The organism is Streptococcus sp. Marseille-P6264 (genome assembly GCF_902460355.1).
GTDB lineage: Bacteria > Bacillota > Bacilli > Lactobacillales > Streptococcaceae > Streptococcus.
The window spans coordinates 60,905-85,055 of the sequence record NZ_CABPTO010000008.1 but is presented as its reverse complement, the minus strand read 5'-3'; the positions used below and the strand labels follow the sequence as shown (position 1 = coordinate 85,055).

Genomic DNA, 24,151 nt, shown 5'->3' with positions numbered 1-24,151 from the left:
TATCACCTATCCATCCCCTTGTCAACACTTTTTTTAAACTTTTTTATCTTTCTTACAATTTTATTTCCCACCACCTACAAAATCATTGATAAATCAACAACTAAAAGGGAAAGATTAACTCTCCCTTATTCTCTATATCACCGTGCTGCTAAAGTCGCTTAATGCTCTAGCTACAATTAAATTCATTCAAACATACTCAAACTAGTATAATACACAGTCCAATCAATCACATAAAGAAATTTACTTCAGCTTTCTATTAGAGGTTAAAAAGAAATTACTTTATCTCTCATTCATAAGCAGTAACAAGTAGCACTCTTCCCCTTCTTTTCGTTTCTCCAGACCTTTAACAGCTAATTGAAGGAGATCAGCTGCAAATGATTGAATAGAGTCTTGATCCGCTTGTGTTAGCTCAATTTGCGAATACTTTCTGCGCAGCCTTTTATAGTTACGCCCCTCTAATTTGAAGAAATCACAATCTTTAAGATAAGCAGTCACTTCCTCAAGGTTAGCTATCAAGCCCAAATGAAAGGCTGCTGGCGCGAAGGTTCTATTAAGAGGCTGAGCGCAAGTGCTCCTAAATTCGATCGTTCCCCGCGTTGTCAAATCTTGGTACTGATAGCTTCTGTGATTACAAAAATCATCCGTATGGGGGATTACTAGACTTTCCTTGCCACTTAAATTGTATCCCTTGATTTGCTCCTGCTTTAGATACTCTCCGGCTACGATAGGAGGAAAATAATAGGTGTCACCCTCTCGCTCAACATTGAAAATAGCTGTGTTATTTAAATAATTGAAAAAATCTTCCTCATCTTTGAAATCATAGGGATTGACACCGACATTTTCTACTAACAAGCCGTGCATGGACTCTTCCCAAAAACGGTCTCTAGCAATTTTAGTTCGGAAATCTTCGGTTATCAATTCCGAATTGGCGAAAAGATAGGCCTTAGCAGCCTCGATTTGATTGAAGGCATTGATTACCCGGATAAAATTCTCCCGAGAAACATCCAACTGTACCTGACTCCCACAGATATAGCCACCATAATCAGGATGGCGATGGAAGAAATCTCCGCCAATTTTCTCACTCAAAGCCAGATATTGCATCAACATTTGATAGCGAGGATATTTCACGGGTCGATTATCATTTTCCTTCCAGAATGGATGCAAACCGTGCCCCTGAAGTTCATGATGATTTTTGCGCAAAATCTTTTGAATGGTGTCTAGGTAATGATTAAAGCGTCTTTCGACCTCCTGAATCGTTTTCACTTTTCCAAATGCGAACTCTAAAATATTGTAGGACACTTCAAAAAGTATCCGATCTTCGCTATCTGAAGCTTTTAACTGGATAGGATTGCCCTCTGAATCCCTTCTTTCTACGATAAAACCATAGTCTGAATTTAGCCTTACTAACAGCTCCTTTGTTACACGAGTATCTGTCGCTCCTCCCTGAAGATTCACAATCGGAAATTCTAACTCAATCCCAATGTATAAGTCTGGATTTTCTTTTATATTTGCCAAATAACGTTCTTTCAAAATAGCAATCGAATCTTGCATTTCTTCTCCTTCCCTCAAGAAAGTTTTTCTTTTCCCATTCAAAAACGCCTGCTTACGAAATTGTTTTTCACTAAAAGCAATTTCGTAAACAAGCGTCTACGCTTTCATCATGATGATGAGTGTTCCCGCTAGGAAAATTCCTAGCGGTAGACCAGAGCTAGACTAAGAGCTTAAGAACTCCATCATCATAACACTCAACAAAATTGATAAAAATTATACTAATTCAATAATTGCCATTGGCGCAGCATCCCCACGGCGTGGTTCAGTTTTAAGAATACGAGTGTATCCACCATTGCGCTCAGCATAGCGAGGTGCCAATTCAGAGAACAATTTTTGAAGAGCTGTAGTTGTAGTGTATTTGTTAGTCTCTTCATTGTAGTTTTCTGATGCAATTTCGTTACGTACAAAAGCTGCTGCTTGACGACGAGCATGCAAATCACCACGTTTACCAAGAGTAATCATTTTTTCAACTGTTTTACGGATTTCTTTAGCACGAGCTTCAGTTGTTACGATTGATTCATTGATAATCAAGTCAGTAGTCAAATCGCGAAGCATTGCTTTACGTTGTGAGCTAGTGCGTCCTAGTTTACGGTAAGCCATGTATTCCTCCTTTATTTATCATTTCTTAACCCAAGACCAAGGTCAGCAAGTTTAACTTTAACTTCTTCAAGACTCTTGCGGCCCAAGTTACGAACTTTCATCATTTCAGGCTCAGATTTTTCTGTCAAATCAAAGACAGTATTAATTCCTGCGCGTTTCAGACAGTTGTATGAACGAACTGATAGATCCAATTCTTCAATTGTACGTTCCAAAATGCGATCATCTGAAGATTTCTCTGCTTCCTTCATCACATCAGTTGAAATAGCAACTTCTGTTAAATCTGTAAAGAGGTTCAGATGCTCTGTCAGGATACGAGCTGATAGTCCCAAAGCGTCTTCGGGAATAATCGTTCCATTCGTTAAAATTTCAAGGGTAAGTTTATCAAAACCATCGTTGCTACCAACACGAGCTGGTTCAACCTGGTAATTTACTTTTGTCACAGGCGTATAGATAGAATCTACCGCAAGTGTGCCTACTGGTGCATCATCTTTTTTATTTTCGTCAGCTGGCACATATCCACGACCGCTATTCACAGCCATTTTCGCTTTAAAGCGAGCACCTTCACTGATTGTAAAGAGATAATGATCAGGGTTTACAATTTCGATATCACTGTCTGTCAAAATGTCTCCAGCAGTTACTTCTGCAGGACCTTCAACATCCAATTCAATCATCTTTTCGTCTTGGACGTAAGATTTTACAGCAATCCCCTTGATGTTCAGAATAATCTGCATCACATCTTCACGGACCCCAGAAATCGTATCAAATTCGTGCAATACTCCTTCAATGTTGATAGAAGTCACTGCTGCACCTGGAAGTGAGGCGAGAAGTACACGACGAAGCGAATTTCCAAGTGTTGTACCGTAACCGCGTTCTAGCGGTTCAACTACAAACTTGCCATAATTTTTATTTTCATCAATTTTTGTTATATTTGGTTTTTCAAACTCAATCATTTAGTTAACTCCCTCTTAAACGAAAAGCAGTGTAATTGTTTATGATTATACACGGCGACGTTTTGGAGGACGAGCACCATTGTGTGGCACAGGAGTCACATCACGAATAGCAGTTACTTCCAGACCAGCTGCAGCAAGTGCACGAATAGCTGACTCACGACCAGAACCTGGACCTTTAACTGTAACTTCAACTGATTTAAGACCGTGTTCTTGTGCAGACTTAGCAGCTGCTTCAGATGCCATTTGGGCAGCAAATGGTGTAGATTTACGAGAACCTTTAAAACCAAGAGCACCAGCAGATGACCAAGCAATCGCATTACCATGCACATCAGTAATCATAACAATAGTGTTATTAAATGTAGCGTGAATATGTGCAATACCAGATTCGATATTTTTCTTCACACGACGTTTACGTGTTGGTTTAGCCAAGACTTTTACCTCCTATATTATTTTTTCTTACCTGCAATCGCAACGGCTTTACCTTTACGAGTACGAGCATTGTTTTTAGTGTTTTGTCCACGGACAGGAAGTCCACGACGGTGACGGATACCACGGTATGAACCGATTTCCATCAAACGTTTGATGTTAAGGTTTACTTCACGACGAAGGTCACCTTCAACCTTGATTGCATCCACTTCGCGACGGATTGCGTCTTCTTGATCTGATGTCAAATCTTTGACACGGATGTCTTCTGAGATTCCAGCCGCAGCCAAAATTTTCTTAGATGTTGGAAGTCCGATACCATACACGTAAGTAAGTGAAACGACTACACGTTTGTCATTTGGAATGTCAACTCCAGCAATACGAGCCATGTTTTCTCCTTTCTATCTTATCCTTGACGTTGTTTGTGTTTTGGATTTGCTGGGCAAATTACCATAACACGGCCATTACGACGAATAACTTTGCAGTATTCGCAAATTGGTTTGACCGATGGTCTTACTTTCATTTCTTATCCCTCCAAGTTTTTCGATTATTTAAAGCGGTACGTGATCCGTCCACGTGTCAAATCATAAGGACTCATCTCGACAGTAACACGATCTCCCGCTAAAATACGAATATAGTTTTTACGAATTTTACCAGAAACTGTTGCTAAAATCTGATGTCCATTTTCAAGTTCAACCGTAAACATTGCGTTCGGCATCGTATCAACTACTTTGCCTTCGACTTCAATCACATCGTCTTTTGCCACGCAAAAGCACCTCCCTAAATTTCGATAGATTCCTCTGAGCACAGAGGTAACAATTATAAGTCAGACTAACTCATTGTATCACTACTTGTCAAATATTGCAAGCGGGAAAAACGCTTTTATTTTAAATTTGACAAGACTTTTTCGATATCTGAGAAGACTGCCTCAATCTCTTGATTGCCCTGAATGTCGTGAACGAGTCCTTTAGCGCGGTAATGATCAATAATTGGTTGGCCTTGAGCGATATTAACATCCAAACGACGTTTTACTGTTTCAGGTTTGTCGTCTTCACGTTGATAGTAATCTTCTTCTTTGTAATCCACTGGTGGGTTGAAAACTTTGTGGAAGGTTTCCCCTGTTTCGCGGTGAATAATCCGTCCGCTCAAACGTTCTAACAAACTATCTGGATTTACTTCGATATTGATAACTGCGTCAAGTTGGATACCTAGATCCGCAAGGATTTTATCCAAAGCATGGGCTTGATCAATTGTCCGTGGATAACCATCCAACAAGAAACCAGTTTCTTTAATATCATCCTGTGCCAAGCGCTCTTTCACGATTCCGTTCGTCACTTCATCTGGCACCAACTCGCCTTTAGAAATGTAGGATTTCGCTAAAACACCCATTTCTGTTTCATTGGCCATAGCAGCACGGAACATATCCCCAGTTGAAATATGTGCCACGTGGAATTGTTCCACAATTTTGGCTGCCTGTGTTCCCTTGCCTGCACCTGGCAAGCCCATAATCAAAAGATTCATGTTTTGTCTCCTTTTTTGTTTTTAAAGCAATCTATTAAAACACTTAATAAACTTTTTTAAAAACAAAATAGAAGGTTGACTAAGTCAACCTATTTCTATTCTGTTGTAGTATCCATAAATCCGACATACTTACGCTTCAGAAGATAACCTTCCAACTGTTTCATTCCTTCAATACCTGTTGAAATGATGATAAGAAGACTAGTTCCTCCAAGAGCAACTGCATCGGTCAGACCGAAAAGATCTTTGGCTAGGATCGGAATGATTGTGATAATCCCTAGGAAAAGTGAGCCAACTGTCGCCAAACGGCGAAGCAATTTAGACATATATTCTTCCGTTCCCTTACCTGGACGAACACCTGGGATGTAGGCTCCACTCTTTTGTAAATTCTCTGCTGTCTTTTCAGGATTAATTTGTACAAATGTATAAAAGAAAGTAAAGAGAATAATCAAGAGAGCATAGGTAAACATACCACTGATGGTTGTAGTCGCCAGAAGAGCCTGTGCCGTCCGAACCCAGGATGCGTTATAGCCCATAGCACTTACAAATTGGAAGATGGCTGCTGGAGCAGCTGTAATCGAACTTGCAAAGATAACTGGGATAACACCAGCAGGATTCACTTTTAACGGTAGGTAGGAACTTGAAGGGGCACCTTGAGCAATCTTCGTATATTGAATTGGAATTTTGTACTCAGCTTGTTGCACAAAGGTTGTGAAATAGATAATCACCAAAACTGCAACAATTAAAATCCCAACGAAAATCAGAGACGAATTGAGTCGATCGCTCGGGATATTAACAAAGTAATCTTCATAGATCCCTTTGATCATACCAGGAATACCAGATACAATCCCTGCAAAGATAATCATGGATACACCATTACCATAACCCTTATCTGTGATTTGCTCTCCTAACCAGGTCACAATTACTGAACCGGTCGTGAGGAGGGCACCAATCAAAAGATAGGTTTGCCAATTTGGATTCGCTACTAATTTGGTTCTTGACAAAGTCGCAAATCCAGCTGTAATCCCGATGGATTGGACAAAGGCCAATACCAGGGAAATATAGCGAGTTGCTTGATTAAGCTTTCTCCGTCCGACTTCCCCTTGCTTGCCCCACTCTACAAATTTTGGAAGCAAGTCCATTTGCAAGAGCTGAACCACGATTGAAGCCGTGATATAGGGACTAACCCCAAGGGCGAAAACAGAGAAGTTCCGCATGGCATTCCCAGAAACCAAACTAAGCATGTTTAAGAAAGGTAAATCACTTAAACTATTCAATGCTTTCGCATTAATTCCTGGAACGGTTATGGTTGTACCAATACGGAAAACTAAGATGATGAACAGTGTGAACAAAATCTTAGACCGTACTTGTTTTATTTTAAGTGCGTCTTTTAATAGCTTGAAAAACATAGGTCACCTCTCTTAGATGACTTCGACTGAACCACCTTTAGCAGTGATAGCTTCTTCAGCTGATTTAGAGAATTTAGCTGCTTTAACAGTCAACTTCTTAGTCAATTCTCCGTTACCAAGAATCTTAACACCAGATTTTTCAGCTTTTACAATACCTGCTTCGATGAGAACCACTGGAGTTACTTCTGCACCATCTTCGAAAAGATTTAATTGGTCAAGGTTAACAATCGCGTATTCTTTACGGTTTACATTCAAGAAACCACGTTTTGGTACACGACGGAACAATGGAGTTTGTCCACCTTCAAAACCAAGACGAACACCGCCACCGCTACGTGCTTTTTGACCTTTTTGACCGCGACCAGAAGTTTTACCGTTACCTGATGAAGTACCGCGACCAACACGGTTGCGAACTTTACGTGAACCTGCAGCAGGTTGTAATTCATGAAGTTTCATTATTTTTTCTCCTCTTTTGTAAAATGCTAGCGCTCGTACCAGAGAAAAGGTGTCTCTGATACAAACTCGCCTATACATATATTTAGTTTTAGGGGCTGAGAAAATTCTCAAATCCCCTAATGTATCTTAATAAAAGTCTTTCAGCTAAGGCTTACTTAACTTCTTCAACAGTTACCAAGTGAGATACAGCAGTGATCATACCGCGTACCGCTGGATTGTCTTCTTTGATAACTGAGCTGTTCAATTTGCCAAGTCCAAGTGCTACAACAGTTTTACGTTGTGACGGGATGCGTCCGATTGGAGACTTAGTCAAAGTAATTTTAATTTGAGCCATGAGTTCCCCTTTCTTAAGCCAAGTCAGAAACTGAAATACCACGAAGGGCAGCAACTTCTTCAGCGCGTTTCAATTGTTTCAAGCCTTCAACAGTTGCGCGAACGATGTTGATTGGAGTGTTTGAACCAAGTGATTTAGATGTAACATCTGCCACACCTGCCAATTCGATGACGGCACGAACAGCACCACCAGCAGCAACTCCAGAACCTTCAACAGCTGGCTTAAGCAATACTTTCGCTCCACCAAATTCTGAAAGAACTTCGTGAGGAATAGTTGTACCAACCATTGGAACTTCGATCAAGTTTTTCTTCGCATCTTCAACTGCTTTACGGATAGCTTCTGGTACTTCTTGAGCTTTACCAGTACCGAAACCAACACGACCGTTGCGGTCACCAACTACTACAAGAGCTGCAAAACGAAGACGACGTCCACCTTTAACAACTTTAGTAACACGGTTGACTGCAACTAAGCGTTCTTCAAGTTCAACTGCATTGTCTTTAAATGCCATTTTCTAGTGTCCTCCCTATTAGAATTTCAATCCGTTTTCACGAGCTGCATCAGCCAAAGCTTTTACACGTCCGTGATAGAGATATCCACCGCGGTCAAACACCACTTCAGAAATACCTTTAGCAACTGCACGTTCTGCAACGAGTTTACCTACAACAACGGCTTGTTCAGTTTTAGTTCCTTTTGAAACTTCTTTGTCAAGAGTTGAAGCGCTTGCGAGCGTTACACCCGCTACGTCATCAATCACTTGAGCGTAGATGCCTGTATTAGAACGGAATACGTTCAAACGTGGGCGATCAGCAGTTCCAGAGAGTTTTCCGCGAACGCGACGGTGGCGTTTTTGGCGGATTTTATTTTTATCTGGTTTCGTAATCACAATTTTCACCTCTTATTATTATTGACGTGCCTTAGCACAAAATCGGAAAATAAATTGGCTGGCTGAAATGATCAGCCAATCAATATTATTTACCAGTTTTACCTTCTTTGCGGCGAACGAATTCACCAACGTAACGGATACCTTTACCTTTATATGGTTCTGGTGCACGAAGGCTACGTACATAAGCAGCTGTTTGTCCAACTGCTTCTTTTGAAATTCCGCTAACAACGATTGTTGTTGGGTTTGGAAGTTCAAAAGTAATTCCTTCTGGAGCTTCAACTTCGTCTGGATGGGATTTACCAACAGCCAAAACAAGTTTAGTTCCTTGAAGTTGTGCACGGTAACCAACCCCACGCATTTCAAGTTCTTTCTTGAATCCTTCTGATACTCCAACAACCATGTTGTTCAAAAGGGCACGAGTAGTTCCGTGGATTGTTTTCATTTCTTTTGAATCGTTTGGACGGTGAAGAGTTACTTCAGTTCCTTCCACACGGATTTCAATATCTTTTGAGAACTCACGAGTCAGTTCTCCTTTAGGTCCTTTTACAGTTACAACGTTGTCATTGTTAGTGATTTCAACACCAGCAGGCAACACGATAACTTTATTACCAATACGTGACATGTTTATTTTCTCCTGTTAAATTGTCAGGCCAGAATGGCCAGTTTTCACGGGGGGCATTCGGATTAGAGCAAACCTAGTTTCTTTCGAAAAGCTTTGACAAACTCCTGATATTCTGTCAATACATCAATAGCCGCAGGACTATAACCAATTTCACATAAAAGAGATACAAGGTCATCTTTTGACAATTCAGCCAAAGCGTCTTCTGCAACAATAAGTTTTTCATTCAATTCAGTAGCTTTCATCTTTTTCTCCTAAACTAATTTACTCTCTATTTAGCTGATCAGTAAATCAGCTAAATTGAACACGAGCTATGGTCTGTGTGAAAAAGACAAATCTTCCTAGAGTGTTAACACTCTTTGTCAGATTTCCTATTTTCACATTGCCCATGACGCTCTTTGTATCTTGATTTTACCAAACGTAAGCGATAACTTCCCCACCAACATTCTTTTGGCGCGCTTCCTTATCAGTAAGCAAACCTTCAGATGTTGAAAGGATAGCAATTCCAAGTCCGTTCAAGACTTTTGGAAGATCTTCGCGTTTCTTGTAAACACGTAGACCTGGTTTTGAAACACGTTTCAAACCAGTGATAACTTTTTCACCATTTTGTCCGTACTTAAGGAATACACGGATGATGCCTTGTTTGTCATCTTCGATGATTTCAACGTTTTTTACAAAACCTTCACGCTTCAGGATTTCAGCAATCCCTTTTTTGATATTTGATGCAGGTACTTCAAGTACTTCGTGCTTCGCTTGGTTAGCGTTACGGATACGAGTCAAAAAGTCTGCAATTGGGTCAGTCATAACCATTTTATATTTCTCCTCTTACTAGTAGTTTGCAAGCTGCACTTGCTAGTTAATGATTGAGCTAAGCTCAGAATATGTTTCTAGATTTCAATTCCTAAGTGAGTCTAGGCATCGGCTTGCAGGCATAACTAAAGTTAGGCAAAAGCCGATAACAAAGAATCACGATGGAATTGGAAGCTAGAATTACCAAGATGCTTTGGTAACGCCTGGGATTTGTCCTTTGTATGCTAATTCACGGAAGCAAACACGGCAAAGTTTAAACTTGCGGTAAACTGAATGTGGACGGCCACATTTTTCACAACGAGTATAAGCTTGCGTAGAGAACTTCGCTGGGCGTTTGTTCTTAGCAATCATTGATTTTTTAGCCATTTGTTTTACCTCCTATATTATTTTGCAAAAGGCATTCCAAGGCCTGTAAGCAATGCACGTGACTCTTCGTCAGTGTTAGCAGTTGTTACGATAACGATATCAAGACCGCGAGTCTTATCAACGTCATCAAAGTTGATTTCTGGGAAGATCAATTGCTCTTTCACACCAAGAGTGTAGTTTCCGCGTCCATCAAATGATTTTGTTGGAACACCGTGGAAGTCACGTACACGTGGAAGAGATACAGTAACCAATTTATCCAAGAACTCATACATACGTTCGCCACGAAGGGTTACTTTAGCACCGATCGCTACACCTTCACGAAGACGGAAGCCGGCGATTGATTTTTTAGCTTTAGTGATAAGTGGTTTTTGACCTGAGATAAGAGCAAGCTCTTCAGCTGCTTTTTCAAGGTTTTTAGCGTTTGATACAGCGTCACCGACACCCATGTTCAAAACGATTTTATCCACTTTTGGCACAGCCATAACAGATGAGTAGTTGAACTTTTCAGTCAAAGCAGGAACTACTTCTTTAAGATATTTTTCTTTTAAACGATTTGCCATTATACTTCTCCTTTCCTTCGTGATTAGTCAAGCACTTCGCCTGATTTTTTGTTGTAACGAACTTTCTTGCCGTCTACAAACTTGTAACCAACGCGTCCTGCAACACCATTTTTGTCAAGAACTTGAACGTTTGACGCATGGATTGGTGCTTCTTTTTCTACGATAGCACCTTGAGGGTTTTCGCTATTTGGTTTTTGGTGCTTCTTAACAAGGTTAACACCTTCAACAACAACTTTGTTTACTTTTGGAAGAGCTGCAACAACAAGTGCTTCAACACCCTTGTCCTTACCAGCAATTACGCGAACTTTGTCGCCTTTTTTTACAAACATTATTAGGTTTCTCCTTTAATTTCTTACGCCCATGAGGGCACCCTGGAAAACTTCCAGGGGACTTGTTTGATTTTTAGATTAAAGTACTTCTGGAGCCAATGATACGATCTTCATGAAGCCACCGTCACGCAATTCGCGAGCAACTGGGCCGAAGATACGAGTTCCGCGAGGAGTTTTGTCTTCACGGATGATGACTGCAGCGTTTTCGTCGAATTTGATGTATGAACCATCTTTACGACGAGCACCTGATTTAGTACGAACGATAACCGCTTTTACAACGTCACCTTTTTTAACCGCACCACCAGGAGTAGCTTGTTTTACAGATGCAACGATGACATCACCGATGTTGGCGAACTTACGTCCTGAACCACCAAGAACTTTGATTGTCAGGATTTCGCGAGCACCGCTGTTGTCAGCAACTTTCAAACGAGTTTCTGTTTGAATCATTTAAGTTTTCTCCTTTCTGGTTTGATTAGATGATAACCGCTTCTTCAACAACTTCTACAAGACGGAAGCGTTTTGTAGCTGAAAGCGGACGAGTTTCCATGATACGAACGATATCGCCTTCTTTGGCAACATTGTTTTCATCATGTGCTTTGTACTTCTTAGAGTAGTTAATACGCTTACCATAGACTGGGTGGTTACGTTTTGTTTCAACTACAACTGTGATTGTCTTATCCATCTTGTCAGAAACGACGCGTCCGACGAGGGTTTTACGTTGATTACGTTCCATTTTAGAATTTCTCCTTTCCCAAGTCTATTATTTAACTTCTGATTGAACAGTTTTGATACGTGCGATTTGTTTTTTCACTTCTTTCAAACGCGCTGTCTGCTCCAATTGACCAGTAGCGGCTTGGAAACGAAGGTCAAACAATTCTTTCTTCAATTCATTTTCACGCTTCGCGAGTTCTTCTTGAGAAAGACCACGAAGTTCTTTAACAAAATCTTGAATTTCTTTAAGTTTCATGCTTTCTCCTTATTCTGCTTCACGCTTTACGAATTTACATTTAACTGGCAATTTGTGGCTTGCAAGACGAAGAGCTTCACGAGCGATTTCTTCTGATACGCCAGCGATTTCAAACATCACTTTACCACGTTTAACTGGTGCTACCCAACCTTCTGGAGCCCCTTTACCAGATCCCATCCGTACACCGATTGCTTTTGCAGTGTATGATTTGTGTGGGAAGATTTTGATCCAAACTTTACCACCACGTTTCATGTAACGAGTCATAGCGATACGGGCAGCTTCAATTTGACGGTTAGTGATCCAGTGGCTAGTAGTTGCTTGAAGACCATATTCTCCAAAAGTTACTTCTTTACCACCTTTAGCTTCACCACGCATTTTTCCGCGGAATTCGCGACGGTGTTTAACACGTTTAGGTACTAACATTGGTTATTTACCTCCTTTAGTGTTTTTACGAGCTGGAAGAACTTCACCACGGTAGATCCATACTTTAACACCAAGTTTACCGTAAGTAGTATCAGCTTCTTCCCAAGCGTAATCGATATCCGCACGAAGGGTGTGAAGTGGAACAGTTCCTTCAGAGTATCCTTCGCTACGAGCGATATCTGCACCGTTCAAACGACCTGATACTTGAGTTTTGATTCCTTTAGCTCCTGCACGCATTGCACGTTGGATTGCTTGTTTTTGAGCACGACGGAAAGCAACACGTTGCTCCAATTGACGAGCAATTCCTTCACCAACAAGGTGAGCATCCAAATCTGGAGATTTGATCTCGATGATGTTGATGTGTACTTGTTTTCCAGTCAATTTGTTAAGTTTTGCACGAAGTGCATCAACGTTAGCTCCACCTTTACCGATAACCATACCTGGTTTAGCAGTGTGAAGTGAAACGTTAACTTTGTTTACTGCGCGTTCGATTTCAATAGTTGAAACAGCTGCGTCAGCTAATTCATTTTGAACGAATTTACGGATTGCAAGATCTTCATGAAGGTAATCCGCGTATTCTTTTTCAGCATACCATTTGGCATCCCAATCACGGATGATGCCGACACGCATACCAATTGGATGTACTTTTTGACCCACGATGTTACCTCCTTATTTTTCTGCAACAACCACAGTGATGTGGCTTGTGCGTTTGTTGATTGGTGAAGCTGAACCTTTAGCGCGCGGACGGAAACGTTTCATAGTTGGTCCTTCGTTTGCGAAAGCTTCAGATACTACCAAATTAGCTTTTTCCAAACCAAAGTTGTTTTCAGCATTAGCGATTGCAGAGATCAATACTTTTTCGATAATGCCAGCAGCTTTGTTTGGAGTGAATTTCAAGATTGCGATTGCGTCAGCGACGTTTTTACCACGGATATTGTCAAGAACTAGACGAGTTTTACGAGGTGAAACACGCACTGTACGAGCCATTGCTTTAGCTGAAGTAATTTCTGCCATTTATGTTCTCCTTATTTTCTACGTGTTTTCTTGTCGTCTGCAGCGTGACCTTTGTAAGTACGAGTTGGTGCAAATTCACCAAGCTTGTGACCTACCATGTCTTCTTGGATGTAAACAGGCACGTGTTTACGTCCGTCATAGACTGCGATTGTGTAACCGATGAAACTTGGGAAAATCGTTGAACGACGTGACCAAGTTTTGATAACTTTTTTCTTTTCGTCATTAGCTTGAGCTTCAACTTTTTTCATCAAATGCTCATCGACGAAAGGTCCTTTTTTAAGACTGCGTCCCATTTTTATGTTTTCTCCTTTAAAATAAGTACCACAGCGGCCTGCGCTGCTAAGCAGCGCTACCGAGCTGGCGGATAGATTGTTTTAGATTATTTCTCGTTGCGACGACGAACGATAAGTTTGTCAGATTTCGCTTTCTTGTTACGAGTTTTAAGACCAAGAGCAGGTTTGCCCCATGGAGTAGATGGCGCTTTACGACCAACTGGTGCTTTACCTTCACCACCACCGTGTGGGTGATCGTTAGGGTTCATTACAGAACCGCGAACTGTTGGACGGATACCTTTCCAACGGCTACGACCTGCTTTACCAAGGTTAACCAAGCCATGTTGTTCGTTTCCGACAACACCAACTGTAGCACGGCAAGTACCAAGGATCATACGAACTTCGCCTGATTGAAGACGAACAAGAGTGTATTTACCTTCTTGACCCAATACTTGAGCAGAAGCTCCAGCAGCACGGACCAATTCACCACCACGACCTGGCTTCAACTCAATGTTGTGAACCAAAGTACCAACTGGGATGTTAGCAAGTGGAAGTGCGTTACCGACTTTGATATCTGCTTCAGGACCTGAAACGATACGTTGACCTACTTCAAGACCTTTAGGAGCGATGATGTATGCTTTCACACCGTCAGTGTAGTGTACCAAAGCGATGTTTGCTGAACGGTTTGGATCGTACTCGATAGTTTTAACTACTGCTTCAACAGCGTCTTTGTTACGTTTGAAGTCAATCAAACGGTAGTGACGTTTGTGGCCGCCACCTTGGTGACGAACAGTGATGCGACCGTTGTTATTACGACCAGCCTTGCTCTTCAAAGAAACAAGCAAAGATTTTTCTGGAGTGCTAGTAGTGATTTCAGCGAAATCCAAAGAAGTCATATTACGGCGACCGTTTGTTGTTGGTTTATAAACACGAATTCCCACGATATTTCCTCCTTAGATTATTCTGCTTCAGCAGCTCCGAACAACTCGATTGCTTTTGAATCTGCTGTCAGAGTGATGATAGCTTTTTTAGTTTTGTTTGTAAAACCAGTGTAACGTCCAACGCGTTTTGCTTTAGGTTTTACGTTGATAGTGTTGACATTAGCAACTTTAACTCCTTCAAAAGCAGCTTCAACAGCTTGCTTGATCAAAAGTTTGTGAGCGCGAGTGTCTACCTCAAATACGTATTTGCCTGCTTCAAGCTGAGCCATTGAGCTTTCAGTGATGACAGGCTTTTTGATAACGTCATACAAATTCATTATGCAAGAACCTCCTCAATTTTAGAGATAGCTGCTTGAGTAACAAGAAGTTTGTCGCTGTTTGCGATGTCAAGAACACTTGCTGTTGTTGCTGTTGCAACTTTAACGTTTGGAAGGTTACGTGCTGAAAGTGCAGCAAATTCATTTCCTTCTTCAAGAATAACAAGTACTTTTGTGTCAATGCTCAATGCTGCAAGCACTTTTGCAAACTCAGCAGTTTTTGGAGCTGTAAATGAAAGGCTGTCTACAGCTACGAATTTGTTTTCAGCAACTTTTTCAGAATAAACTGACTTCAATGCCAATCTACGAACTTTTTGTGGAAGTTTGTAGGCATATGAACGAGGAGTTGGACCGAAGACGATACCACCACCACGCCATTGTGGAGAGCGGATAGAACCTTGACGAGCACGTCCAGTTCCTTTTTGACGCCATGGTTTGCGTCCGCCGCCTGATACTGCAGAACGGTTTTTAACAGCATGAGTTCCTTGACGGAGGCTAGCGCGTTGGCTGATGATCACGTCGAAGACAACTGATTCGTTTGGTTCGATACCAAAGATTGCGTCGTTAAGAACTACTTCACCAGCTTCTTTACCAGTTTGGTCAAATAATTTTACGTTTGCCATTGTGACTGATTTCCCCTTTCTTTATTATTTACCAGCTTTAACTGCTGATTTGATAGTGATAAGAGATTTCTTAGCACCAGGTACGTTTCCTTTGATCAAGATAACGTTTTTCTCTGGAACAACTTGAACGATTTCAAGGTTTTGAATCGTTACACGGTTGCCACCCATACGTCCAGCCAAGTGTTTATTTTTGAAAACACGGTTTGGCGCAACTGGTCCCATTGAACCAGGACGACGGTGGTAACGTGAACCGTGAGCCATTGGACCACGAGATTGGCCGTGGCGTTTGATTACACCTTGGAAACCTTTACCTTTTGAAGTTCCTGTTACATCAACAACATCACCAGCTTCGAATGTATCAACTGTGATTTCCGCACCAACTTCCAAGCCTTCAATGTTTTTGAATTCACGAATGAAGCGCTTAGGAGCCGTGTTAGCTTTCGCTACATGTCCTTTAGCAGGTTTGTTGCTCAATACGTCACGAAGGTCGTCAAAACCAACTTGAACTGCGTTGTAACCATCTGTTTCAACTGTTTTTACTTGAAGAACAACGTTTGGAGTTGCTTCAACAACAGTTACAGGGATTAATTCGCCAGCTTCGGTGAAGATTTGAGTCATTCCCACTTTTTTCCCTAAGATTCCTTTTGTCATGAGAAAATGTTTCCTTTTCTATTTTTTTTATCTAAAAAGTTTTTAACGAGCGTTTTTTATGCTCAAGATACCAAGCTTTAAATTAAAGTTTGATTTCTACGTTCACACCGCTTGGAAGGTCCAACTTCATCAAAGCGTCAACTGTTTTTTGAGTTGGGTTGATGATGTCGATCAAGCGTTTGTGAGTACGCATTTCAAATTGTTCGCGAGAATCTTTGTATTTGTGAGTCGCACGAATGATTGTGTAGAGGCTACGTTCAGTTGGAAGTGGGATTGGACCCGCAACTTCAGCACCTGTACGTGCAGCAGTTTCTACGATTTTTGCAGCCGCTGTGTCAAGTGTACGATGTTCGTAAGCTTTCAAACGGATGCGGATTTTTTTGTTTGCCATCTTTTTCTCCTTTTTTCGTCTATTTAAGATAATAGGCTAGCTCCACAAGAAAACCGACAAGCGATTGCGTGGCAATGCAACCGAGCGTGTCGCAACCTCTTGCATCAAAGCTACACGCTGTTTTTTACAGCACCATAGTATCTTAACACAAAGAACCAAGCATTGCAAGGGATTTGAGTATTTTTTTAAAGATTTTTAGGATAATTTTTTATGAAAGTGTTTTCTAAGTGACTTATTAATCTTGTAATCATTTATATAGAAGAAAATTTAGATTATTCTACCTATTCGTTTGAGTTTTTGCTCAAAAAATAAAAATGCTCACTGACGCATGTCAGTGAGATTAAAAATGAAAAATTTGCTTTTAGCTACTTTGTTTTATAACAAAGGGCTGTCCCTTTCAATACGAAAGTCGTTTCCTGACTGGCAGATGACAAGGTCGGCAGCCGCTAGATAGGGTTGATAAAAGTGCCTATATTGCTCTCGCCGAGCTAAATGCGTCTGCTCTATCCACTCCGGTCTACGTTCTCGCACAGCCACATCCCGCGCCAAGCGGCGTTCTAACTCAGTTTGATCATCCGTGTAAAAGCAAATCGATAAATCAAACAAGCTTTTAGACAAAAAAGCTGCCGACATGCCTTCTACTATTAGAATCGGCTTTTGAGCTGACAAACGCAAACTCGGTGACCAAGCTTTTCCAATGCTCAGAATATCCAGACCAGACTGCAAAGCACAAATATCGCGCTCCAGACTACTGAGTTCATGAACAGCTGGGATACAAGCCGTCACTTTTTGATGAGGAAAATCCTTAGAACTGAGCAAATCGCGATACTCTCCAGTAATTACATAAGGATCTGTTTCCAGAAGATTAGCTTCTTCCTCACCCAAGGTTAGCTGAAGTTTTCGAGCAAAAGTTGACTTACCTGAAGCTCCGTGACCAAAAATCCTCAGAGTGTGCTTTTGACCATCCGACAGGTAGTCTACCAAGCTTTCCAACAATTTTCCTTCATCAGACATGGACTCTCCTTTCAAATGGAGCTTTTAGAAATTTCGATTGGATCGATTATAGCCGTAGCGTTCCATAAAATCTTCACGGAATTCTAACAAGTTATCATCCATAATAGCTTGGCGAACTTTCTTCATAAGGTTTACCAAGAAGTAAAGATTGTGGTAACTGGTCAAGCGAAGTCCAAAGGTTTCATCAGCCTTGAGCAGGTGGCGGATATAGGCCCGCGTGTAGTTTGTACAAGTGTAGCAATCACAGTCGTGATCCAGTGGCGTGAAATCTTCCTCAAATTGGGCATTTTTAACAACCAGACGTCCCTCGCTGGTCATGCAGGTGCCGTTTCGGGCAATCCGAGTCGGCAGAACGCAGTCAAACATATCCACCCCGCGGATGACACCGTCAATCAAACTATCTGGCGCTCCAACTCCCATGAGATAGCGAGGTTTGTTTTCAGGCAGCAAGGGCGTTGTGAAGTCCAGCACCGCATTCATCTCCTCGTGAGACTCGCCAACAGCCAGACCTCCAATAGAGTAGCCTGGGAAATCCATGCTGACCAAGTCTTGAGCAGACTGGCGACGCAAATCTTCAAAGCCAGCGCCCTGAACAATCCCAAAGAGACCTTGGTCATGCGGACGAGTATGAGCCTTAAGTCCCCGCTCCGCCCAACGGCTAGTCCGCTCAATCGACTTCTTGACATAGTCATAAGGCTGATAGAACTGCGGACACTCATCAAAGGACATCATGATGTCGCTGCCCAGATTGTTCTGGATAGAGATGGCTTTCTCTGGCGACAGGAACATTTTGGAGCCGTTGAGGTGGTTTTTGAAAGTCACCCCTTCTTCTGTGATGTTACGGCTGTCAGCTAGAGAATAAACCTGAAAACCACCACTATCGGTCAGAATAGGCTGGTCCCAGTTCATGAACTTGTGCAGGCCACCTGCACGGGCAATCAGTTCATCACCCGGCCGCAACCAGAGGTGGTAAGTATTGGCCAAAATGATACCAGAACCCATTTGCTTGAGTTCTTCTGGTGACTGGGTCTTGACCGTAGCCTGAGTACCGACCGGCATAAACATAGGCGTTGGGAAGGTCCCGTGGGGCGTGATAATCTCCCCCAAACGGGCACCTGTGTGCTTTTCTTTTTTGATCAAACGATACTGAATCGGTGAATCTGACATGTTTCCTCCTGCTGGGAAAGACAGTCCCAGCTATTTTCTTCTATAAAATAAGCGACAAGCGCTCATAAGATACCGTATGATTTTACCAAAAAAAGTCTTGTCTGTCACGATATGTGGTATAATAAAAATCATGAAATGGAGGTCTGTATGAATTTAAGCGAAATCCGTGCCCAGGCACGAACCATCCGAAATCAAACCAACGGCATTTTCTCACTCTTTGCCATTCCAACTCTGGTAACCATTTTATCTACCTATCTGTCACCTAACCGTCATTTAGAGGAAATTATCCCCCAGCTGGAAATCAATCAGGCCTTTGTTGTGATTTTTGGTCGTCAAATTTTTCCACAAATCGTAGAATTTATCATCGCCTTGCTCTTTTTATCTGCTAGCTTCAGCATGATGGAAGTCGTCCGGAAAAAACGCGAGACGGTTGGCTTTACGGATATTGGTCGAATCTTTTCTGCTGAGCTTTTCTCACCTATTTTTATCACACAACTGACCAAAAGCATTCTCCTCTTGCTGTGGAATTCTATCAGCCTTGTCGGTTCATTTTTCCTTATTTTCAGCAGTTACAAGGTGCTAGCTATTTATGGAAAAATATCCGATTTGTCCCAATTGACAGCTGCTAGTCCTGAAGTGGAGCAAATCGTCAGCTATGCGCCCATGATGTTTCTTGGGACTCTCATTGTCTTGGCTGGTACGGCAGTCTTCCTGATGGCCAACTACGCTTACTCTCAGACCGACTTCATCCTTTATGATCAGCTGAGTACTGGCACCTACCAAGGTCCTTGGCAAGTTCTTGTGCAAAGTAGACGCATGATGAAAGGCTATAAGTGGAAGCGTTTCTTGCTGGATCTGAGCTTTATCGGCTGGTATATCCTGATTGGTATCACACTGGGAATCGCTGGAGTCGTGGCCTATCCTTATATCACAACAGCTCGGGTGCTCTTTTATGAAAATTTAAAATCACTAAGTAAGTAAAAGGAGGCTGGGACAAAAGTCCTAGCCTCTCAATTGTCTTTGGATTATCGAGCAAGACGCAGTGGTTGAGTGGGTTCTACTAGGCTGGTTTCATCAGCTTTTACAGCCCTACTCAACTGTGCGGAGGTGGGACGACGAAATCGAATTCTATCGAATGACCAATTTCTGTCCCACTCTCTTTTTTCGTCTAGATTTAACGCAGTTGGACCTTCAGCACCAAGGGTAAGTCGCCTGCTACAGTCGGCATGAAGACGCGTAAACCTTGGGGCCTTTGTTCCCATTCGAGTGCTTCATCATAGCCTAGTAAGGTTACCTCTTCTATGATGCCATGAAAGCGAGAAGCGGGATTTTCTCTTTCGTCAGCCAAGGCCTGAATCGTCAGCCACTGATTTACTGCAGGCTCCATCAAAAAGGCATAAATTGCTCCGCCCTTGGCCGTGAAACGGAAATCCTGACTCGTGTAAATCACGGCGCTTCCATCTGAAAACGGCCCGCTAGCTGGCTGCGTTGGTCCTTCTCCAAATTGCCTCCACGCGCGTGAATCATAGATCGCTTGGCCATTCACTTGGAGCCAAGCCCCGATCTCTCTCAAGATTTCTTGATCTTTTTCTGGAATCGCCCCGTCTCCTTTTGGCCCGATATTGAGCAGCAAATTCCCATTTTTTGACACCACATCAATCAAGGTCTGGATGATTTCTTTAGCTGACTTATAGTCAAGGTTCTCTGTGTAGCCCCAAGAGTTTCGCGCGATAGCCGTATCCGTCTGCCAAGTGAAAGGCTGGATCTCTGCGAAACCACCACGTTCCACTTCCACAATCCCCGAACCAAAAGCCAGCTCATCATGCTTGTAGCAAATGCTAGTCGGCTTTCCAAAAGCTGCTCCTAAATTATAATAATAGGCTACAAAAAGCTTCATGTGCTCTTTAAAAGCTGCATGCTGAATCCACCAGTCAAAATACAAAATCTCAGGCTGGTAATCTCGGACCAGCTCACAGGTACGTAGGAGCCAATCATCTAGAAATTCCTGACTCGGATAAGGCTGACCAAACAAATCATGGTGGTCTGGCTCTGGCATAGCCGGCCAGTAGAGTTCCTCGCGACTGACTTCGCTGGCAATGTCACTGGCAAACTCCTTTCCATGTGAAAAGAAAAAATGATGCTCCGCCCGATGGGAGGAAGTACAAAAATGTACTTGCTCTCTTTGGGCTGCCTGACTCAATTCACCCAAGATGTCACGTTTTGGACCCATTTCCACACTATTAAAAGGAGAGAGCTGACTGGCATAAAGCTGGAAGCCGTCGTGATGCTCTGCCACTGGAAACATGTATTGGGCTCCCGCTTCTTTAAAGAGGCGCAGCCATTCGTCCGCATGAAAGTTTTCGGCAGTAAAGAGTGGGATAAAATCCTTGTAGCCGAAATCTTTGTGAGGCCCGTAAGTTTTGATATGGTGGTCAAACTCTGCCGTACCCTGGATGTACATATTTCGAGAATACCACTCGCTCCCAAAAGCAGGAAGGCTGTAAAGTCCCCAGTGGATAAAAATCCCAAACTTAGCCCTTTTGAACCAGCAGGGAACTTGATAGGCCGCAAGAGAATCCCAGTCTGGATAGAAAGGACCTTGGTTGGCAACTCTTTGAATTTCTTCTAAAGATATTTTCATCGCTATACCTCATTATTCGATTAAAACGCTTTCTTTTATTGTACCAATTTTTTGAGAAGAAAGAGCCATTTTACAAAAAATAATCCAAAACAGTCCTACGAGGAATCTTTCCCCATAAAACAGAGAAAAAGGAACAGCAAGCAATTCTGTTCCTTGTTTTTATATTGTCAGCATGACGAGCATCTCGGAACGCCACACGCACCACGATTCTCATCATTCAACACATCAATTCGCTACTCGATAGTAGGGATGTTGAGATGCGTAAGTGAAATCTTGCCCCACTAAAATGCGTTCTTTCGGATTTTCACTTCCAGTATCATAAAGACGAGCTCCTTTAGGAATGGCTGTGAAGGAGGCCACTTCATCCCCTGATTTATGAGTTAAAAACGCTCCAAACTTACCTTCATATACTTGACTATTTGTCAAAGTGTAGTCGCTTGACTCATTTCCTCTGTAAGTATGGGACAGCAAGCCATTTGCATCAAATACTAATTGGTTGCCTAAATCGTCTTGCCAAGTACCAGCAATGCTAGAGAAATCGCCATTTGCTAGAGCATTGACATCCATACCGGAAGTTGTTGGAGTGTTCGAATCTGCTGAAGTCTTGTTTTCCACGGGCTTCTCAGCCTGGCTGGAAACACTCTGATCGCTAGATGTCTGAGAAGTTGAAGAGGCTGTCACAGAGCTAGAAGCAGAACTTTGCTTAGCTGATGGTTTGGTCGAAGTCTTGCTAGAACTGCTAATCTTAGAACTCTGAGTAGTAGAACTGCTAGCCTCCGTGGAAGGTTTAGAGCTACAGGCTGCGAGCAGGAAAGCAGAGCACAAGGCAGTGGCTGTCAATAAGATAAATTTACTACGTTTCATCATGGAATCTCCTTATCAGTTTATCATCAATTTGCTACGCGATAGTAGGGATGTTGTGCAGAAGAGATTGCATCACTTCCAAGCATGATTTGTTCTTTAGGCGCTGGAGCACCATTAAGTGGCAATGCTACGCCCACTGGAACAGCGAACAAAGGATCACTACTGCCTGCTCCATTATAACCAAAATCAGCTCTAAACTTATCTCCTTCTACATGACCATTATAAATAACGTTATGGTTCAATGTCTCACCATTATTACGTTGCAATGTTACTAAGCCATTTGCATCAAAGACTAATTGGTTGCCCAAATCGTCTTGCCAAGTACCAGCAATGCTAGAGAAATCGCCATTTGCTAGAGCATTGACATCCATACCGGAAGTTGTTGGAGTATTCGAATCTGCTGAAGTCTTATTGTCCACGGGCTTCTCAGCTTGACTGGAAACACTCTAGTCGCTAGAAGGCTTGTTAGTAGAGGATGCTTTTGCTTCGTTGGAAGCAGAACTTTGCTTAGCTGACGGTTTGGTCGAAGTCTTGCTAGAATTGCTAATCTTAGAACTCTGAGTAGTAGAACCGCTAGCCTCCGTGGAAGGTTTAGAGCTACAGGCTGCGAGCGGGAAAGCAGAGCACAAGGCAGTGGCTGTCAATAAAATAAGTTTACTACGTTTCATAATGGAATCTCCTTATTTGTAACAAAAGAAACATTTTGTAATCCCATGAAATAATTTTGTCAATATTTTGTGTGGTATTTTTTTCAAAATTTATCTGCAATTTATGAAAATGCCTTTTTGATGCAAAAACGAGGCTGGGACAAAAGTCCTAGCCTCTCAATTGTTTTTGGATTGTCGAGCAAGGCGCAGTGGTTGAGTGGGCTCTATTACGCTGATTTCATCAGCTTTTACAGCCCTACTCAACTGTGCGGAGGTGGGACGACGAAATCGAATTCTAACGAATTACCGATTTCTGTCCCACTCTCGCTTCATTTCAAATTTTCTCTAAATCCTGAACGATCCGCTCAAAGGCTGCTTCTAGAGAATCTTCGTACCTAAAGAACGATTCCTCTTCCCAGCCTAAGAAGTCTCGGTCTTTCCACCAGCGCCTCATGTCGGCTGGGGTAAATTCTTCTTGCTTGGCTCTGGTCTGATGGCGGCGGACGGTTTCTTCAAAAGTCAAATCATAGTAATAGGCTAGGGTCTGAGGACCAAACAAAGTCCGCAACCGCTCCAGCATGTGGCCATAAATATCTGTCTCGTAGAAACCTTCTACCAAGACTAGCAAGTCATGCTCGTAACCAAAATGAGCTAGGCTTTCCGTCAAATCAATAGATAGGTTGCCCGGCTCGACTTTTTCCTTGAGCATGCCCCGTCTAACTGTGTCCTGCGCAATCAAAAGAGTCCCTCGACCATAGTGTGCCTGCAGTTTCTTAGCCAGACTCGACTTGCCAGAGCCGGAATTGCCACGAATGATGACTAACTTGGCCATTTATTGGCCTAGAATCAAGCGGGTATGCTCGCGTTTAATGCAGCGATCCATGACGATATCGTCGTGACCAGCCTCCCGCAAAATCTGCTCAGCTTCTTCATTTTCCAAGCCCAACTGAGCCCAGAAAATCTTGGCGTCTGCTTCCAGAAAGTCACGCGCCACATCTGGCAAAAACTCGCTACGACGGTAAACATCGACAATATCCACTGGGAAAGGAATGTCTTTGAGACTGGCATAAACCGTTTCACCAAAAATCTGACTGCCCGCTGCTCGCGGATTGACTGGAATAATACGATAGCCTCGCGCTTGCATTTCCTTGGACACACGGTTACTGGTTGTTTCCTCACGGTCAGACAGACCGACAACGGCAATCACCTTGCTCGTTTCTAGATAGCGCTTGACAACGCCATCACTGGGATTTTGAAAATGGTAAGTCATAAGCTTCCTCCTGTTTTATATATAATTTTTAACTTTTTAACAATGATATCTTAGCTGAATGCGGTGCAAAAAAGATATTTTTCCTCGCATTCATCGAATGCTATGTCAGCTTTATATTTTCACTTTGTGTTTTACGCCCTTGAT

40 protein-coding genes are annotated in these 24,151 nt (G+C 42.3%); 1 reads left to right on the top strand and 39 read right to left on the bottom strand.

Translation table 11 applies throughout. The features are described 5' to 3' along the window. Positions 1-279: 279 nt before the first annotated feature. From FZ941_RS10185 to tgt, 33 genes are all read right to left on the bottom strand, one after another. Positions 280-1,551 carry a glutamate-cysteine ligase family protein gene (locus FZ941_RS10185; protein WP_148887773.1) on the bottom strand — a complete coding sequence of 424 codons (1,272 nt, stop codon included), beginning with the start codon at positions 1,549-1,551 and terminating at the stop codon, positions 280-282. Positions 1,552-1,764: 213 nt separating this feature from the next. Further along, positions 1,765-2,151: a 50S ribosomal protein L17 gene (gene rplQ / locus FZ941_RS10180; protein WP_005591286.1), complete on the bottom strand. Its 387-nt coding sequence runs from the start codon at positions 2,149-2,151 to the stop codon at positions 1,765-1,767. Positions 2,152-2,162: 11 nt separating this feature from the next. Continuing rightward, positions 2,163-3,101 carry a DNA-directed RNA polymerase subunit alpha gene (locus tag FZ941_RS10175; protein ID WP_005591287.1) on the bottom strand — a complete coding sequence of 313 codons (939 nt, stop codon included), beginning with the start codon at positions 3,099-3,101 and terminating at the stop codon, positions 2,163-2,165. Positions 3,102-3,146: 45 nt separating this feature from the next. Beyond that, the gene (gene rpsK, locus FZ941_RS10170; protein WP_001118385.1) at positions 3,147-3,530 is read right to left on the bottom strand and encodes a 30S ribosomal protein S11; all 384 of its coding nucleotides are present in this window, start codon (positions 3,528-3,530) and stop codon (positions 3,147-3,149) included. A 17-nt stretch (positions 3,531-3,547) separates the two neighbouring features. Further along, entirely contained in the window at positions 3,548-3,913 is a 366-nt protein-coding gene (gene rpsM / locus FZ941_RS10165) for a 30S ribosomal protein S13 (RefSeq protein ID WP_005591288.1), read from the bottom strand. 17 nt (positions 3,914-3,930) lie between these two features. Next, on the bottom strand, positions 3,931-4,047 hold the full coding sequence (rpmJ, locus tag FZ941_RS10160; RefSeq protein WP_001808836.1) for a 50S ribosomal protein L36: 117 nt from the start codon (positions 4,045-4,047) through the stop codon (positions 3,931-3,933). Positions 4,048-4,071: 24 nt separating this feature from the next. Then, complete coding sequence (gene infA / locus FZ941_RS10155) at positions 4,072-4,290, bottom strand: translation initiation factor IF-1 (RefSeq protein ID WP_001029883.1); 219 nt, start codon at positions 4,288-4,290, stop codon at positions 4,072-4,074. Positions 4,291-4,406: 116 nt separating this feature from the next. Next, a complete protein-coding gene (locus tag FZ941_RS10150; protein ID WP_148887772.1) occupies positions 4,407-5,045 on the bottom strand; it encodes an adenylate kinase in 639 nt (212 codons plus the stop codon). A 95-nt stretch (positions 5,046-5,140) separates the two neighbouring features. Further along, on the bottom strand, positions 5,141-6,451 hold the full coding sequence (secY, locus tag FZ941_RS10145) for a preprotein translocase subunit SecY (RefSeq protein ID WP_005591290.1): 1,311 nt from the start codon (positions 6,449-6,451) through the stop codon (positions 5,141-5,143). Positions 6,452-6,463: 12 nt separating this feature from the next. Next, positions 6,464-6,904: a 50S ribosomal protein L15 gene (gene rplO, locus FZ941_RS10140; RefSeq protein ID WP_015604254.1), complete on the bottom strand. Its 441-nt coding sequence runs from the start codon at positions 6,902-6,904 to the stop codon at positions 6,464-6,466. Between the two features lie 151 nt (positions 6,905-7,055). Continuing rightward, positions 7,056-7,238 (bottom strand): 50S ribosomal protein L30, encoded by a 183-nt coding sequence (gene rpmD / locus FZ941_RS10135; protein ID WP_002894509.1) that lies wholly within the window; start codon positions 7,236-7,238, stop codon positions 7,056-7,058. A gap of 13 nt (positions 7,239-7,251) precedes the next feature. Further along, a complete protein-coding gene (rpsE, locus tag FZ941_RS10130) occupies positions 7,252-7,746 on the bottom strand; it encodes a 30S ribosomal protein S5 (protein ID WP_005591292.1) in 495 nt (164 codons plus the stop codon). Between the two features lie 18 nt (positions 7,747-7,764). Then, entirely contained in the window at positions 7,765-8,121 is a 357-nt protein-coding gene (gene rplR / locus FZ941_RS10125; RefSeq protein ID WP_009659213.1) for a 50S ribosomal protein L18, read from the bottom strand. Between the two features lie 85 nt (positions 8,122-8,206). Beyond that, positions 8,207-8,743, bottom strand: a complete 537-nt coding sequence (rplF, locus tag FZ941_RS10120) for a 50S ribosomal protein L6 (RefSeq protein WP_148887771.1) — start codon at positions 8,741-8,743, stop codon at positions 8,207-8,209. 62 nt (positions 8,744-8,805) lie between these two features. Then, a complete protein-coding gene (locus tag FZ941_RS10115; RefSeq protein ID WP_000648250.1) occupies positions 8,806-8,985 on the bottom strand; it encodes a hypothetical protein in 180 nt (59 codons plus the stop codon). Positions 8,986-9,151: 166 nt separating this feature from the next. Beyond that, positions 9,152-9,550 carry a 30S ribosomal protein S8 gene (gene rpsH, locus FZ941_RS10110; RefSeq protein WP_148887770.1) on the bottom strand — a complete coding sequence of 133 codons (399 nt, stop codon included), beginning with the start codon at positions 9,548-9,550 and terminating at the stop codon, positions 9,152-9,154. 180 nt (positions 9,551-9,730) lie between these two features. Then, on the bottom strand, positions 9,731-9,916 hold the full coding sequence (locus FZ941_RS10105; RefSeq protein WP_001085697.1) for a type Z 30S ribosomal protein S14: 186 nt from the start codon (positions 9,914-9,916) through the stop codon (positions 9,731-9,733). Between the two features lie 17 nt (positions 9,917-9,933). Further along, positions 9,934-10,476, bottom strand: a complete 543-nt coding sequence (gene rplE / locus FZ941_RS10100; protein ID WP_148887769.1) for a 50S ribosomal protein L5 — start codon at positions 10,474-10,476, stop codon at positions 9,934-9,936. A gap of 23 nt (positions 10,477-10,499) precedes the next feature. Then, positions 10,500-10,805, bottom strand: a complete 306-nt coding sequence (rplX, locus tag FZ941_RS10095) for a 50S ribosomal protein L24 (protein ID WP_005591295.1) — start codon at positions 10,803-10,805, stop codon at positions 10,500-10,502. 78 nt (positions 10,806-10,883) lie between these two features. Further along, positions 10,884-11,252, bottom strand: a complete 369-nt coding sequence (rplN, locus tag FZ941_RS10090) for a 50S ribosomal protein L14 (RefSeq protein WP_002894494.1) — start codon at positions 11,250-11,252, stop codon at positions 10,884-10,886. 25 nt (positions 11,253-11,277) lie between these two features. After that, on the bottom strand, positions 11,278-11,538 hold the full coding sequence (gene rpsQ, locus FZ941_RS10085; RefSeq protein WP_002885836.1) for a 30S ribosomal protein S17: 261 nt from the start codon (positions 11,536-11,538) through the stop codon (positions 11,278-11,280). A 27-nt stretch (positions 11,539-11,565) separates the two neighbouring features. Next, on the bottom strand, positions 11,566-11,772 hold the full coding sequence (gene rpmC, locus FZ941_RS10080) for a 50S ribosomal protein L29 (RefSeq protein ID WP_005591297.1): 207 nt from the start codon (positions 11,770-11,772) through the stop codon (positions 11,566-11,568). A 9-nt stretch (positions 11,773-11,781) separates the two neighbouring features. Beyond that, positions 11,782-12,195 carry a 50S ribosomal protein L16 gene (rplP, locus tag FZ941_RS10075; RefSeq protein WP_005591298.1) on the bottom strand — a complete coding sequence of 138 codons (414 nt, stop codon included), beginning with the start codon at positions 12,193-12,195 and terminating at the stop codon, positions 11,782-11,784. A gap of 3 nt (positions 12,196-12,198) precedes the next feature. Continuing rightward, on the bottom strand, positions 12,199-12,852 hold the full coding sequence (gene rpsC / locus FZ941_RS10070) for a 30S ribosomal protein S3 (RefSeq protein ID WP_148887768.1): 654 nt from the start codon (positions 12,850-12,852) through the stop codon (positions 12,199-12,201). Between the two features lie 12 nt (positions 12,853-12,864). After that, positions 12,865-13,209, bottom strand: coding sequence for a 50S ribosomal protein L22 (rplV, locus tag FZ941_RS10065; protein WP_005591300.1), 345 nt, complete (start codon positions 13,207-13,209; stop codon positions 12,865-12,867). 11 nt (positions 13,210-13,220) lie between these two features. Continuing rightward, positions 13,221-13,502 carry a 30S ribosomal protein S19 gene (gene rpsS, locus FZ941_RS10060; protein ID WP_000533766.1) on the bottom strand — a complete coding sequence of 94 codons (282 nt, stop codon included), beginning with the start codon at positions 13,500-13,502 and terminating at the stop codon, positions 13,221-13,223. 86 nt (positions 13,503-13,588) lie between these two features. Next, positions 13,589-14,422: a 50S ribosomal protein L2 gene (gene rplB / locus FZ941_RS10055; RefSeq protein WP_002894482.1), complete on the bottom strand. Its 834-nt coding sequence runs from the start codon at positions 14,420-14,422 to the stop codon at positions 13,589-13,591. A gap of 17 nt (positions 14,423-14,439) precedes the next feature. Next, a complete protein-coding gene (locus tag FZ941_RS10050) occupies positions 14,440-14,739 on the bottom strand; it encodes a 50S ribosomal protein L23 (RefSeq protein ID WP_005591301.1) in 300 nt (99 codons plus the stop codon). Next, on the bottom strand, positions 14,739-15,362 hold the full coding sequence (gene rplD, locus FZ941_RS10045; RefSeq protein ID WP_005591302.1) for a 50S ribosomal protein L4: 624 nt from the start codon (positions 15,360-15,362) through the stop codon (positions 14,739-14,741). Before rplD ends, FZ941_RS10050 begins: the two co-directional genes overlap by 1 nt. 24 nt (positions 15,363-15,386) lie before the next feature. Further along, a complete protein-coding gene (gene rplC, locus FZ941_RS10040) occupies positions 15,387-16,013 on the bottom strand; it encodes a 50S ribosomal protein L3 (protein ID WP_045498245.1) in 627 nt (208 codons plus the stop codon). An 82-nt stretch (positions 16,014-16,095) separates the two neighbouring features. Next, positions 16,096-16,404 carry a 30S ribosomal protein S10 gene (gene rpsJ, locus FZ941_RS10035; RefSeq protein ID WP_005591304.1) on the bottom strand — a complete coding sequence of 103 codons (309 nt, stop codon included), beginning with the start codon at positions 16,402-16,404 and terminating at the stop codon, positions 16,096-16,098. A gap of 375 nt (positions 16,405-16,779) precedes the next feature. Further along, complete coding sequence (locus FZ941_RS10030; RefSeq protein ID WP_148887767.1) at positions 16,780-17,418, bottom strand: uridine kinase; 639 nt, start codon at positions 17,416-17,418, stop codon at positions 16,780-16,782. Positions 17,419-17,442: 24 nt separating this feature from the next. Continuing rightward, positions 17,443-18,585: a tRNA guanosine(34) transglycosylase Tgt gene (gene tgt / locus FZ941_RS10025; protein WP_148878388.1), complete on the bottom strand. Its 1,143-nt coding sequence runs from the start codon at positions 18,583-18,585 to the stop codon at positions 17,443-17,445. A gap of 147 nt (positions 18,586-18,732) precedes the next feature. Between tgt and FZ941_RS10020 the strand changes: the two genes are divergently transcribed. Continuing rightward, positions 18,733-19,566 (top strand): DUF975 family protein, encoded by an 834-nt coding sequence (locus tag FZ941_RS10020; RefSeq protein WP_148887766.1) that lies wholly within the window; start codon positions 18,733-18,735, stop codon positions 19,564-19,566. Between the two features lie 193 nt (positions 19,567-19,759). On the opposite strand, the gene FZ941_RS10010 is transcribed toward FZ941_RS10020, so the two are convergent. The 6 genes from FZ941_RS10010 to FZ941_RS09985 form a co-directional block, all read right to left on the bottom strand. Continuing rightward, positions 19,760-21,226, bottom strand: a complete 1,467-nt coding sequence (locus FZ941_RS10010) for an alpha-L-fucosidase (RefSeq protein ID WP_148887765.1) — start codon at positions 21,224-21,226, stop codon at positions 19,760-19,762. Between the two features lie 225 nt (positions 21,227-21,451). Next, complete coding sequence (locus tag FZ941_RS10005; RefSeq protein ID WP_262366300.1) at positions 21,452-22,093, bottom strand: DUF6287 domain-containing protein; 642 nt, start codon at positions 22,091-22,093, stop codon at positions 21,452-21,454. 23 nt (positions 22,094-22,116) lie between these two features. Continuing rightward, positions 22,117-22,509, bottom strand: a complete 393-nt coding sequence (locus FZ941_RS10845; RefSeq protein WP_262366299.1) for a DUF6287 domain-containing protein — start codon at positions 22,507-22,509, stop codon at positions 22,117-22,119. Positions 22,510-22,536: 27 nt separating this feature from the next. Further along, on the bottom strand, positions 22,537-22,758 hold the full coding sequence (locus FZ941_RS10840; protein ID WP_262366298.1) for a hypothetical protein: 222 nt from the start codon (positions 22,756-22,758) through the stop codon (positions 22,537-22,539). Positions 22,759-23,071: 313 nt separating this feature from the next. Further along, entirely contained in the window at positions 23,072-23,569 is a 498-nt protein-coding gene (locus tag FZ941_RS09990) for a kinase (protein ID WP_148887764.1), read from the bottom strand. Further along, complete coding sequence (locus tag FZ941_RS09985; protein WP_148887763.1) at positions 23,570-24,007, bottom strand: CoA-binding protein; 438 nt, start codon at positions 24,005-24,007, stop codon at positions 23,570-23,572. Positions 24,008-24,151 lie beyond the last annotated feature (144 nt).